The sequence below is a fragment of the Mycolicibacterium wolinskyi genome, from assembly GCF_002101965.1.
GTDB lineage: Bacteria > Actinomycetota > Actinomycetes > Mycobacteriales > Mycobacteriaceae > Mycobacterium > Mycobacterium wolinskyi.
Genome location: NZ_LQQA01000033.1, coordinates 667,544 through 680,233, shown reverse-complemented (window position 1 = coordinate 680,233; position 12,690 = coordinate 667,544). Strand labels below are relative to the sequence as shown.

Sequence of the window (12,690 nt, the reverse complement as noted above, 5' to 3'; positions counted from 1 at the left end):
TCACACCTGTTCGATGGGAGACGCGTGGCACAGCAGGGCGCATCGGTACGTTCGCCGATCGATCGTCGACAACCCCAGCGCAGCGATCAGCGCCGCACCGCGATCCTCGAGGCGCTCGACGAGCACCTGATGCAGACCGGCTTCGACGCGCTCAACATCGCCGAAGTCGCGCGGCAGGCCGGAGTCGGCCGATCAGCCTTCTACTTCTATTTCGAGAACAAGGCGGCCGCGGTCGCCGCGCTGCTCGAGCCGATGCACGACGCGCTGCTCGCCGCGAACAACATCCTGGCCGACACCACCGCGCCGCCGCGCGCACGGATACACGACACGCTTGACGCGGTACTCCGGACGGCCGAAGACCACCGCTACCTGTTCCAGGCCATGCTGGAGGCCCGCGGGGTCAGCGCGGCGGTGCGAGACATGTGGGATCAGGCTCGCGAATCGTTCGTGCCGACGGTCGCCGCGGTGATCGCCGCCGAGCGCGCGAGCGGCCGCGCGCCGGACGGGGCGGACGCACACGTTCTCGCGAGTCTGCTGATGGAGTTCAACGACCGGCTGGTGGAGCGGCTCATCATCGGCGGGCCGCTGACCCGCCGTCAACTGCTGGAAGGTGCGGAGGCGATGTGGATGGGCACGATCTACGGAGTGGTGCGGTGACCGCGGCGGTGTCGATCCCCAGCAGGCCGGCCGAGGTCACCTCATCGTGGCTGTCGACGGTCCTCGGAGTCGAGGTCAGTTCGGTGGCGACGGCACCGATCGGCACCGGCCAGACCGGTGCGACGTACCGGGTGTCGGTCACCTACCCGGGCCCGACGGATCTGCCCGCGACGTTCGCGATCAAGCTCCCGTCGCAGGACGACACCGTGCGCGACCGCGTCGTCATCGGCTACCGCTCCGAGCACGCGTTCTACACCAATGTCGCCGACCACGTGCAGATTCCGGTGCCGCACTGCCATCACTGCGAGATCGCCGGTGAGGGAGCCGACTTCGTGCTGCTGCTGGCCGATATGGCGCCTGCGGTCCAGGGCGACCAGATCGCCGGCTGCACCCGCGACGAGGCCGCGCTTGCCGTTCGGGCGCTGGCCGACCTGCACGGGCCGACATGGTGCGATGCGCGATGGGCGAACTTCCCCGGTATCGCCATGCCCAAGCCCGAACCGGATTCGGCGAAGGGCTTCGGCGACGTCGCCAAGATGGCCGCCGACATCACCCTCGACAAACTCGGTGATCGCATGAGCGCCGAGAATCGCGAAACCTTGGGCGCGGCAATGTCCGTGGTGACCCCGTGGCTGCTGGCCGAACCCGACCGGTTCGCCGTGCTGCACGGCGATTACCGTCTCGACAACATGCTGTTCGACCCCGACCGCACCCGCATCTCGGTGGTGGACTGGCAGACGCTGGGCTCCGGGCTGCCGGCCCGCGACCTGGCGTATTTCACCGCGACCAGCTTGCTGCCCGAGACCCGGGCGGCGGCCGAAGCCGATCTGGTCGACGAGTACCACCGCACGCTGTGCCGCCACGGCGTCACCGGATACGACCGTGAGACCTGTTGGCGCGATTACCGATTGGGCATGCTGCAGGCACCGCTGATCACCGTGTTGGGGTGTGCGTTCGCGACGTCCACCGAACGCGGTGACGACATGATGGTCGTGATGGCCGAGCGTGGATGTCAGGCGATCCGCGAACTCGGCACGCTCGACCTCATCGCAGCGCTCTGACCCACGCCTGCGCTTCGTCGACCGTGGCGACGGATCGCACGCCCTCGGGCAGCGGAGGGCGGTCGACCATCACCACCGCGACCCCCGCCGTGGCCGCGGCCCGCAGCTTCGGCTGGGTCATGTCGCCGCCGCTATTCTTGGTCACCAGCGCGTCGATGTCGTGTTCGCGCAACAGCGCCAGCTCACCCTCGTAGTGATAGGGGCCGCGCGACAGCAGTAGCTCATGGCGGGCCGGCAGCGTTTCGGCGTCCGGCTCCGTGACGGCTCTGATCAGAAACCACGCGTCCACGTCGCGGAAGGCCGTGGTGCCCGACCGCCCGGTGGTCAGGAAAACCCGCGAAAACCGCTGTTGCGTGACCACTTTCGCCGCCTCGGTGTCCGATCCCACCAGGATCGCGTCGCCGGGCGGCCAGGCCGGCCGGGCCAGGACCAGATGCGGTAGCCGCAATTCGGCGCAGACCTGTGCGGCATGCGCGGTGATGGTCGCGGCGAATGGATGCGTCGCGTCGACCACACCGTCGACGGCGGAATCCACGAGCCAACGGCGCATCCCGTCGACCCCGCCGAACCCACCGATGCGCACCTCGCCAACCGGCAGCGCCGGGTCGGGCACGCGGCCGGCCAGTGAGCTGATCACCTCGACGTCGGGGTGCAGCGCCGCTGCCAGCGCGCGCGCCTCCCCAGTCCCACCGAGCAGCAGGATCTTCATCGTCGGTCAGTGCCTGCTGCCGCGGCGCCGGCCGGACGAATACAGATAGCTGTCGGTGAAGCCCTCGGCGGCGAGCACGTCACCGATCACGATCACTGCCGTGCGGGTCACCTGCGCGGCGTGCATCTTCTCGGCGATGTCGGCCAGGGTGCCCCGCAGGACGATTTCCTCGGGCCAGCTGGCGAAAGCCACCACGGCACAGGGCGTCTCGGGCCGGTACCCGCCATCGATGAGCTGCGGCACGATGGCGTCGATCTGTGCGGCGGCCAGATGCAACACCAGCGTCGCCCCTGGCCGCGACAGCGTGCGCAGGTCCTCACCCTCCGGCATCGCGGTCGACAACGTGGCGACCCGGCTCAGCGTGACGGTCTGCGCGACACCGGGAACCGTGAGCTCCCGTCCGAGCACCGCGGCGACGGCCGCGAAAGCCGGTACGCCCGGCACGATCTCGTACTCGATGCCCAGTGCGTCGAGCCTGCGGCATTGTTCGGCCAGCGCGCTGTAGATCGACGGATCTCCGGAGTGCAGGCGCGCGACATCGAGACCGGCCCGGTCTGCCGTGACCAGTTCGTCGACGATCTGGTCGAGGTTCAGCGGCCCGGTGTCCACCACCTTCGCGTCGGCCGGGCACAGGGCAAGCAGATCGGCGGGCATGATCGACCCCGCGTAGAGGCATACCGGGCAGCTGCTGAGCAACCGCTGGCCCCGCACGGTGATGAGATCGGCCGCACCCGGTCCGGCGCCGATGAAGTACACCGTCATCGCTTGACCACCGACCACTGCGTGACGGGCAGCGCCGGGCGCCACGCGGTGAATCCACCGACTGCGCCGCCCTGATAGTGCTGATACCGCCGCAACTCGCCACCTTCCTTCGAATACCACTGTGCGACAAGCGCTTCTGACTCGACCGTGACGGCGTTGACCACGAGCCTGCCCGCGGTGGGCAACCGCTCGTAACACGCGTCGACCAAGCCGGCCTGGGTGACGCCGCCGCCGATGAAGATCGCGGCAGGCTGGTCCGCGCCGTCGAAGGCCTCGGGTGCCCCGTCACGCACCTCGACCCTGGCCCCGAACGCGGCCGCGTTGCGGGTGATCCGGTCACGCCGCGCGTCGTCGCGTTCGAATGCGACCGCGCGACAGCCCGCTCCGCTTCGGCACCACTCGATCGCGATGCTGCCCGACCCCGCGCCGACGTCCCACAGCAGTTCGCCGGGCCGGGGGGCGAGCGCAGCCATGGTGACCGCACGCATGGCCTGTTTCGTGATCTGCCCGTCGTGGTCGAACTCGTCGTCCGGCAGGGTGGCCAGCATCCGGTCGTCGGGCAGATAGCGCACGGCCATGACGTTGAGCGCGTCGACGCCACGCGGCGGGCGCATCGCCCACTCCCGCGCGGCAGCCGAACGACGCAGTTCCCTTGGCCCGCCGAGCTGTTCGAGCACCGTCAGCTCGGAGTCGCCACGGCCGGACTCGGCCAACAACTTCGCGAGGGCGGCGGGCGTTGTGCTGTCACGCGACAACACCACGGCCTGCCCACCGCGCCGCACCGCGGTATGTGGTTGGGCGGTGACCAGACTGATGATCTCGGTGTCCTGCACCGACCACCCCATCCGCGCGCACGCCAGCGTCACGCTCGATACGTGCGGCAGCACGGCGACCGCGTCCGGACCGTACATCCGGATCAGCACGCTGCCGATCCCGTGCAACATGGGATCGCCGCTGGCCACCACGTGAACGTCTTGGTCGGCGCCGTCCAGAAGCGTGCGCAGCGCGGGCAGCATCGGCGACGGCCAGGCCCGGCGATCTGCCGTCACGGTGTCGTCGAGCAGGTCGAGCTGGCGTCGTGAGCCGTAGACCACCTTGGCCCTGGCCAACTCCGCGCGCGCGACCGCCGACAACCCCGTCATGCCGTCGGCCCCGATGCCCACCACGATGATCATCGCGGCATCCTCCGCCAGATCATCTGCGGCACAAACCGCGTCACGAAGATCATCGGCCGGATCGCCCACGGCACCCACACCGCACGTTTGCCCCGGGCGAGTGCCTTCGCGACCGCATCGGCGACCTGGGCCGGCGTGCTGGAGAACGGGGCCGGGTCCATGCCTTCGGTCATCCGCCCGATCACGAAACCGGGCCGCACGATGAGCAATTGCACGCCGGTTCCATGCAGCGCGTCCGACAGGCCACATGCGAAACCGTCGAGTCCGGCCTTCGCCGACCCGTAGACGTAGTTCGCGCGGCGCACCCGCGCACCGGCGATCGAGGAGAACACCACGAGCCGGCCGCGTCCCGCCGCGCGCATGCGCTGAGCGAGGACCGTCAGCAGACTCACCTGCGCGACGTAGTCGGTGTGGACGACGGCGACGGCGTGCGCGGCGTCGGTCTCGGCGCGGGCCTGATCCCCCAACACTCCGAACGCCAGAACCGCGGTGTCGATCCGGCCGTGCTCGGATTCGATCGCATCGACGAGCCCCGGGTGCGATGCGACGTCGTCGGCATCGAACTCGCAGGTGTGCACGGCCGCCGCACCCGCCGCGCGCACCGCGTCGACCTGCTCGGTGAGCCGGTCGGCGCCTCGGGCGGCCAGCACCACGGTGGCCCCCGAGGCCAGCCGAACTGCGAGCTCGGTGCCGATCTCACTGCGGCCACCGAAAACAACCACGACACGACGATCCGTGTCAGCCGTGTCTTTCATGGCAGCGATTATGTCCTGCGCTAGTTTGGACACCGATGGCGAAGGCAACCACCCGGCTCACGAACGACGCGCTGGCGTTTCTCACCGAACGCCATCTTGCGATGCTGACCACGCTGCGCTCGGACAATTCCCCGCACGTCGTGGCCGTCGGGTTCACCTTCGATCCCAAAACGCACATCGCCCGGGTCATCACCACGGGCGGGTCGCAGAAAGCCGTCAACGCCCACGAGCGTGGCGTCGCGGTGCTCAGCCAGGTCGACGGTGCCCGGTGGCTGTCGTTGGAGGGCAAGTCGACCGTGAGCACCGATGCCGACGCGGTCCGCGACGCCGAGCTGCGCTACGCCCAGCGCTACCGGACCCCACGAGTGAATCCGCGACGGGTCGTGATCGAGGTCCGCATCGAACGGGTGCTGGGCTCCTCCGAACTGCTCGACCGCGGACCGGCCTGAACCTGCCTGAATCCCGGCCTACCGGGGCCCTACCGGTCGGCCCGCCTACGAGCGACAATGTCGCTGACGACGTCCCACCGACACCGTGTGTCACTAGAGTCCCACACTGCAGGTAACTGCTGACACTTCTGCCTCAGCATTCTCACTGGTAACGCGATTTCGGCTGCCCGCATACGAGCGACATTGTCGCTCGCAGTGCGGGCACGCAACCATTGAGACCGATGTGGCAGGGCGGCCTTTCCGAGACAGATGTGACCACGCCAACTGTGACCTTTGATGCCGCTGAGACCGCTGAGGCGATTTGAGCGACATTGTCGCTACTAGGCGGGCGAACCGACCACACTGATCACCCGGCCGGATCGCCCAGCCGGGACACCTACCGCACGGGCACCACGACGAGATCGTGCGGCTGGTTGTTGACCGACAGCGCCCCGTCTTCGGTCACGACGACGATGTCCTCGATACGCGCACCCCACTGCCCCGGGAAGTACACGCCGGGCTCGACACTGAACGCCATGCCCGCCTCGAGCGGCAGGTCGTTGCCCGCCACGATGTAGGGCTCCTCGTGCACCGACAGGCCGATGCCGTGCCCGGTGCGGTGCACGAACGCATCGGCCAGACCTTCCGCGGCAAGCACGTCGCGCGCCGCGGCGTCGACCTGCTCGGCGGTGATCCCGGGCCGTACCGCGGAAACCGCGGCCGCCTGAGCGCGCTGCAGTACCGCGTAGCGTCGCGCCACCTCGGGGTCGGGCTCACCGATGCTGTAGGTGCGGGTGCAGTCGGAGTTGTAGCCGGGCTCGTAGGGGCCACCGATGTCGACGACGACGATGTCCCCCTTCTTGAGCTCGCGGTCCGAGCATTCGTGGTGCGGATCGGCGCCATGCGGACCGGACCCGACGATGATGAACGCGACCTCCGAATGTCCTTCGGCGACAATCGCTTCGGCGATGTCGGCGGCGACGTCGGCCTCGGTGCGGCCCGGCACCAGGAACTCGGGCACCCTGGCGTGTACCCGGTCGATCGCCGCGCCCGCCTTGCGCAGGGCGTCGATTTCGGCGGAGTCCTTGATCATGCGCAGCCGCCGTAGCACGTCGGTCGCGAGTACGGGTACGACGCCGAGCATCTCGGCCAGCGGTAGCAGGTGCAGCGCGGGCATGGAATCGGTCGCCGCGACGGCGACGGGCGCTCCTCCGAGCGCGTTGACCACGAGCCGGTACGGGTCCTCGCCGTCAACCCAATCAGCCACTGCAACACCGAGTTCGGTGACTGCCGATTCCTTGAGCGAGGCCAGCTCGAGGCGCGGCACCACGATGGTGGGGGCGCCGTCGGCGGGCAACACGAGAGCCGTCAGCCGTTCGAACGTCTGGGCGCGCGAGCCGACCAGGTAGCGCAGGTCATAGCCGGGCGTGATGACCAGGCCGGCCAGGCCGGCCTCCGCGGCTGCGGCCGCGGCCGCCCGCAGCCGCTGGGCATAGACGTCTGTACTGAATCGGCTGATCGTCATGGCATCGAGGCTAATCGCTGCCGACCCGCTACTGTCGCTGGAATGTTGCGTGATATCCGCGACCTCGCCGCCGACCCCGACGCCGTCACCGCGGCCTCCTACCTGTTCCGGAGGATCAATTGAGTTCTGTCCTGCTGCTCGACGGCGCCAGCATGTGGTTCCGCTCGTACTTCGGTGTGCCGTCGTCGATCAAGGCGCCCGACGGCCGGCCCGTGAACGCCGTCCGCGGCTTCCTGGACTCGATCGCCACCCTGGTCGGCCGGGAGCGGCCGTCGCGACTGGTGGTGTGCCGCGACGACGACTGGCGGCCGCAGTGGCGGGTCGAGCTGATCCCGTCCTACAAAGCTCACCGGGTGGCCGAGCCGGAGCCGGACGGTGTGCCCGACATCGAGGAAGTTCCCGACGAGCTCACGCCCCAGGTCGGCATGATCATGGAGTTGCTGGACGCGTTCGGTATCCCGACGGCCGGCGCGACGGGGTTCGAGGCCGACGACGTACTCGGCACGCTCGCCGGCCGCGAACAGCGTGATCCCGTCGTGGTGGTCAGCGGCGACCGCGACCTGCTGCAGCTCGTGCGTGACGAACCGAAGCCACCGGTCCGCGTGCTCTACATCGGTCGGGGCCTCGCCAAGGCCGTGAAGTTCGGCCCCGCGGAAGTGGCCGAGCAATACGGTGTACCGGTCGAGCGCGCCGGCGCGGCATATGCGGAGCTGGCCCTGCTGCGCGGCGATCCGTCCGACGGGCTGCCCGGCGTCGCAGGCATCGGCGAGAAGACCGCAGCCTCGCTGCTGGCCCGCTTCGGCTCACTGAGCGCCATCCAGGCGGCCGCCGACGACCCGAAATCCAGTCTGTCGAAAGCACATCGGACGAAATTGCTCGCCGCGGCGGATTACATCGCGGCGGCCGAGCGGGTGGTGCGGGTCGCCACTGATGCGCCGGTGAAAATGTCGACTCCGACCGACGCGTTACCGCTGGCCGCCGGCGACCCGGGGCGGGTCGCCGAGCTGGCCGCGGCGTACGGCGTGAGCTCCTCGATCAGTCGACTGCAGACGGCCCTTGACCAACTGCCCGGCTGACGGCTACTTCGGCCGGCCGACCTCGTAGGTGCCGTCGTCGTTCTGGAACGTCACCGTGACCTGACGCTTGGTGCCGTCGATGCTGACCTCGCACGTGAAGGTGTCGCCCTTCTTCACCGTGGGGTTCTCGCCGTCGTTGCACTTGACGTCCTTGACGTTCTTGGCGCCATACCCATTGGTCTCGTCGGTCAGGATCTGCTGAACACCGCTCTGGGCCTTGTTGATGTCGAGCTGAGTCGTCACCGCCCAGCCCGGTAGCCAGAACGCGGTGACCGCGACGGCGATGATCACCAATGCGACCAGACCGCCGACGATTCCGCCGATGACACCGAGCGACCGCTTGGAGCCGTCGGCGGCGCCGGGCGGGGTGTACTGGCCGAACTGACCGGGCTGGCCGAATTGTCCGGGCTGGCCGGGCTGTCCATATTGCGGTTGCTGCCCGTACTGGCCCGGTTGGCCGTACTGACCCGGCTGACCATACTGGCCGGGCTGTCCCGGCTGACCGGCTTGACCCGGCTGGCCGTACTGGCCGGGGTAACCCTGCTGCTGGCCGAACTGCTCGGTCGACGGGTACTGCGGCTGCTGCGGCTGCTGGCCGTACCCCGGCTGCGACGGCTGCTGGTACTGCGGGTACTGCTGCTGCGGTTGCTGGGTGTATGCGGGCGGCTGCCACGCGGGAGTGTGGGTGGTCGGGTCATCGGAACCCCCGGCCGGCGGTTGCCACGCCTCGCCGCCCGACGGCTGATCCCTGCCGGGCTCCGGTTGCTGACCGGGCCACGGCTGCGAGGGATCAGATCCCTGCGGTCCGCTCATGATTCTCCTTGATCTGAGTTCGCTATCACCGTTGCCACACACTACCCCGCATCAACAGCCACGACGCCGCGTCGAACATCGTTGATGGCGCGTTTCGCGGTATTGCGCAGCGCGGGTGTGGGCGCCGCGTTGCGCACCTGGTCGAGCAGATCGAGCACCTGACGACACCACCGCACGAAATCGCCTGCGGGCAACGGCGAGCCCGAACCCGCCACGTCCGAAGCGGCGAGTGCGGTTGCCAGATCACCCGTCGTGGCCCAGCGATAGACCGCCGCGACGAACCCCTCGTCGGGTTCGCGGCTCGGAGCGATCCGGTGGCGCTGCTCGTCGGCGCGTAGATCGGCCGACAGCCGCCGGGTCGCGACCAGCGCGCGGCGCAATCCCGCTGTCGGAGCGTCGACTCCCGGCGGCACCCCGGGCGAATCGCCGCGCGCCTCGAACAGCACGGCCGACAACACGCCTGCCAGTTCGGCCGGCTGCAATCCATCCCAGGCACCATTGCGCAGACACTCGGCCACCAGGAGGTCACTCTCGCTGTAGATGCGGGCGAGCAGCCGGCCCGCATCGGTCACGCGCTGCTCGCCGCCGTCGGCTTCGATGAAGCCGCGTTCGCTCAGCAGCGCCACGATCCGGTCGAACGTGCGGGCCAGTGAGTTCGTCGCTGCCGCGACTTTCTGTTGGATCTGGGCGTTGTCACGTTCGATCCGCAGATAGCGCTCGGCCACCCGCACGAGGTCCTCGCGGTCGGGCAAGTGGTGGGCCGGATGGCGGCGCAACTGTTCGCGAAGACCCGCAAGCTCCGGATCAACGTCGCGCTCTGGTGCGCCGCGGCGCGATTTGTTCGACGGCACGTCCAGCCCGGCGGCCGCCGACCGCAAGGCCGACGCCAGATCGCGGCGCACGCGGGGCTGACGGTGCTCGACGCGTTTGGGCAGTGTCATCGCGCCGAGCCGGGCCGAGGCACCCGAGTAATCGGCCGACGAGATACGCCCGGCCCAACGGTGTTCGGTCAGTACGAGCGGTCGCGGGTCGTCAGTGTCGCGGTCCGGTTCGAGGACGACGGCCAGCCCGCCGCGGCGGCCGTGCGTGATGGTGATGATGTCGCCGCGGCGCAGGTCGGCGAGCGCGTCGTTGGCGGCCTTACGCCGTTGCAGCCGTGAGGCTCTCGACTGGGCGCGTTCACGTTCGCCGATCTTGGCGCGCAACCTCGCGTAGTCGAGAATGGGCGCGTCTTCACCGCCGAGTTCGTCGGTGATCTCGTCGAGCATCCGTTCACCGCGGCTGATGCCCCGCACGAGACCGACCACGGATCGGTCGGCCTGGTACTGCGCGAACGACCGCTCGAGCAGTGCATGCGCCTGCTCCTGGCCCATCTGCTGCACCAGGTTGATCGTCATGTTGTAGCTCGGCGCGAACGAGCTGCGCAGCGGGAACGTGCGGGTCGAGGCCAAGCCGGCGACCTCGGCCGGTTCGGCGGTGCTGTCGTCGGGTCGCCACAGCACGACGGCGTGGCCCTCCACGTCGATGCCGCGACGGCCGGCCCGGCCGGTGAGCTGCGTGTACTCCCCCGGTGTCAACGGCACATGCTGTTCGCCGTTGAACTTCACCAGCCGCTCGAGCACAACCGTGCGGGCCGGCATGTTGATGCCCAATGCCAGTGTCTCCGTGGCGAACACGGCCTTCACCAGACCGGCGGTGAACAATTCCTCGACGGTGTGCCGGAAGACGGGCAGCATGCCGGCATGATGGGCGGCGAGCCCACGCAACAGCCCTTCGCGCCATTGGTGATAGTCCAGCACGATCAGATCGGATTCGGCGAGATCGGCGCAGCGGCGGTCGATCACCGCGGCGATCGCCGCCCTCTCTTCCTGGGTTGTCAGCCGCAGCGGCGAGCGCAGGCACTGTTTGACCGCGGCGTCGCATCCGGCGCGCGAGAACACGAACGTGATGGCGGGCAGCAGGCCCGCGGAGTCGAGGCTGGCGATCACATCCGGCCGGCCCGGCGGGCGATAGAGCTGCGGAGGCCGCGCGCGGCCGCGCCCACGCGGCTGCCAATCGGCGAGCCGGTCGGCTTCCCGGCGATGGCTGATGTGGCGCAACAGGTTCGGGTCGACGAGCATGCTGTCGCTGCCCTCGAACAGATCGAAAAGCCGCTTGCCGACCAGCATGTGCTGCGAGAGCGGCACCGGCCGGTGCTCGTCGACGACGACCGTGGTGTCGCCGCGCACGGTCTGGATCCAGCCACCGAATTCCTCGGCGTTGCTCACCGTGGCCGACAGGCTCACCAGCCGGACTTCCTCGGGCAGATGCAGGATGACCTCTTCCCACACCGCGCCCCGCATGCGGTCGGCGAGGAAGTGCACCTCGTCCATGACCACGTGGGAAAGCCCGTACAGCGCGGGTGAATTGGCGTACAGCATGTTGCGCAGCACTTCGGTGGTCATCACGACCACGTCGGCGTCGCCGTTGATGGACTGGTCACCGGTGAGCAGCCCGATCTTCTCCGCACCGTAACGGGCGACGAGATCATTGTGTTTCTGGTTGCTCAGCGCCTTGATCGGTGTGGTGTAGAAGCACTTGCGGCCGGCCGCCAGCGCCAGGTGCACGGCGAATTCGCCGACGACCGTCTTGCCCGCGCCGGTGGGCGCACACACCAGGACGCCGTGCCCGTTCTCCAGCGCCTGACAGGCCCGCAGCTGAAAACCGTCGAGTGCGAACGGAAGCTGCGCGGTGAACGCAGCCAGTTCCCGGCCCAGTTCGCCACGCGACCCGACATCCACGTCAGGTGGCATCGTCGTCGACCGTGAGCCGAGACGGTGCGGAGACCGGACTCGGCGCCTCGATCGGCTCGGCTTCGCCGATCGGCGCCGCCTCGTCCTCGGGTACTTCCAGGGCCTCGCGCCGAGCCTTGCGTTTGTCGTTGAACCGGGCCACCTGGATGGCGAACTCCAACAGCACGGTGAGCGCGCACGCCAACGCGAGCATCGTGAACGGGTCGGAGCCGGGCGTCGCGAACGCCGCGAACACGAACAGGCCGAAGATCAGACCGCGCCGCCACGCCTTGAGCCGCTCGTAGGTCAGCATGCCGACCAGGTTGAGCATGATGATCAGCAGCGGGAACTCGAAGCTGATGCCGAACACCAGCAGCAGGTTGATCAGGAACCCGAAGTACTTGTCGCCGGACAGTGCGGTGACCTGGACGTCGCTGCCGACCGTCAGCAGGAAGCCCAGCGCGGTGGCCAACACCACGTAGGCCAGCACGGCGCCTGCGATGAACAGCACGGCGCCGAAGCCGACGAACACCATGGCGAACCGGCGTTCTTTCTTGTACAGGCCGGGCGTGATGAATGCCCACAGTTGGTAGAGCCACACCGGGCAGGCCAACACCACCCCGGCCGCCATGGCCACCTTGAGGCGCAGCATGAACTGGTCGAACGGCGCGGTGGCCAGTAGGCGACACTCCCCGTCCGGCGTGATGCTGGCCCGGGCCGACGCGGGCAGTGCGCAGTACGGGCCGCGCAGCCATTCGCCGAGGCTGTGGAATCCGAAGATGCCGTGGGTGTACCAGAGGAACCCGAAGATCGTCGTGACGACGACCGCGGCAACCGCGATCAGCAGTCGATTGCGGAGTTCCTGGAGGTGGTCGACCAGCGACATGGTGCCGTCGGGATTGACCCGCGAACGCCGATGGCGGGGATCGAACTTCTTGAAGATACCGGGGGTCTGCAC

General features: G+C 68.8%; 12 protein-coding genes. 4 read left to right on the top strand and 8 right to left on the bottom strand.

What is annotated here, in order from left to right; translation table 11 throughout:
* The first annotated feature begins 24 nt into the window (after window positions 1–24).
* Window positions 25–657 (top strand): TetR/AcrR family transcriptional regulator, encoded by a 633-nt coding sequence (locus AWC31_RS33470; RefSeq protein WP_067852854.1) that lies wholly within the window; start codon window positions 25–27, stop codon window positions 655–657.
* Entirely contained in the window at window positions 654–1,718 is a 1,065-nt protein-coding gene (locus AWC31_RS33465; protein ID WP_067852857.1) for a phosphotransferase family protein, read from the top strand. The genes AWC31_RS33470 and AWC31_RS33465 overlap by 4 nt, the downstream gene beginning before the upstream one ends.
* Here the strand turns inward: AWC31_RS33465 and AWC31_RS33460 are convergent.
* From AWC31_RS33460 to AWC31_RS33445, 4 genes are read right to left on the bottom strand one after another with little or no spacing between them, the layout of a single operon-like run.
* Window positions 1,702–2,427 carry a cobalt-precorrin-6A reductase gene (locus AWC31_RS33460; protein WP_085149692.1) on the bottom strand — a complete coding sequence of 242 codons (726 nt, stop codon included), beginning with the start codon at window positions 2,425–2,427 and terminating at the stop codon, window positions 1,702–1,704. The genes AWC31_RS33465 and AWC31_RS33460 overlap by 17 nt on opposite strands.
* 6 nt (window positions 2,428–2,433) lie before the next feature.
* Complete coding sequence (cobM, locus tag AWC31_RS33455; protein WP_085149689.1) at window positions 2,434–3,189, bottom strand: precorrin-4 C(11)-methyltransferase; 756 nt, start codon at window positions 3,187–3,189, stop codon at window positions 2,434–2,436.
* On the bottom strand, window positions 3,186–4,364 hold the full coding sequence (cbiE, locus tag AWC31_RS33450; RefSeq protein ID WP_085149686.1) for a precorrin-6y C5,15-methyltransferase (decarboxylating) subunit CbiE: 1,179 nt from the start codon (window positions 4,362–4,364) through the stop codon (window positions 3,186–3,188). Before cbiE ends, cobM begins: the two co-directional genes overlap by 4 nt.
* Window positions 4,361–5,119 (bottom strand): decaprenylphospho-beta-D-erythro-pentofuranosid-2-ulose 2-reductase, encoded by a 759-nt coding sequence (locus AWC31_RS33445; protein WP_085149683.1) that lies wholly within the window; start codon window positions 5,117–5,119, stop codon window positions 4,361–4,363. The genes cbiE and AWC31_RS33445 overlap by 4 nt, the downstream gene beginning before the upstream one ends.
* Before the next feature lie 35 nt (window positions 5,120–5,154).
* Between AWC31_RS33445 and AWC31_RS33440 the strand changes: the two genes are divergently transcribed.
* Window positions 5,155–5,568 carry a F420-dependent biliverdin reductase gene (locus tag AWC31_RS33440; RefSeq protein WP_067852867.1) on the top strand — a complete coding sequence of 138 codons (414 nt, stop codon included), beginning with the start codon at window positions 5,155–5,157 and terminating at the stop codon, window positions 5,566–5,568.
* A gap of 376 nt (window positions 5,569–5,944) precedes the next feature.
* On the opposite strand, the gene AWC31_RS33435 is transcribed toward AWC31_RS33440, so the two are convergent.
* Window positions 5,945–7,072 carry a M24 family metallopeptidase gene (locus AWC31_RS33435; RefSeq protein ID WP_085149680.1) on the bottom strand — a complete coding sequence of 376 codons (1,128 nt, stop codon included), beginning with the start codon at window positions 7,070–7,072 and terminating at the stop codon, window positions 5,945–5,947.
* Window positions 7,073–7,191: 119 nt separating this feature from the next.
* On the opposite strand from AWC31_RS33435, the gene AWC31_RS33430 reads away from it, so the two are divergent.
* Window positions 7,192–8,148 carry a 5'-3' exonuclease gene (locus AWC31_RS33430; protein WP_085149676.1) on the top strand — a complete coding sequence of 319 codons (957 nt, stop codon included), beginning with the start codon at window positions 7,192–7,194 and terminating at the stop codon, window positions 8,146–8,148.
* Window positions 8,149–8,151: 3 nt separating this feature from the next.
* Here AWC31_RS33430 and AWC31_RS33425 read toward each other — a convergent pair whose 3' ends face one another.
* From AWC31_RS33425 to tatC, 3 genes are read right to left on the bottom strand one after another with little or no spacing between them, the layout of a single operon-like run.
* Complete coding sequence (locus AWC31_RS33425) at window positions 8,152–8,961, bottom strand: DUF4333 domain-containing protein (RefSeq protein WP_085149673.1); 810 nt, start codon at window positions 8,959–8,961, stop codon at window positions 8,152–8,154.
* A 41-nt stretch (window positions 8,962–9,002) separates the two neighbouring features.
* Window positions 9,003–11,753 (bottom strand): DEAD/DEAH box helicase, encoded by a 2,751-nt coding sequence (locus AWC31_RS33420; protein ID WP_085149670.1) that lies wholly within the window; start codon window positions 11,751–11,753, stop codon window positions 9,003–9,005.
* Window positions 11,743–12,690: a twin-arginine translocase subunit TatC gene (gene tatC, locus AWC31_RS33415; protein ID WP_067852875.1), complete on the bottom strand. Its 948-nt coding sequence runs from the start codon at window positions 12,688–12,690 to the stop codon at window positions 11,743–11,745. Before tatC ends, AWC31_RS33420 begins: the two co-directional genes overlap by 11 nt.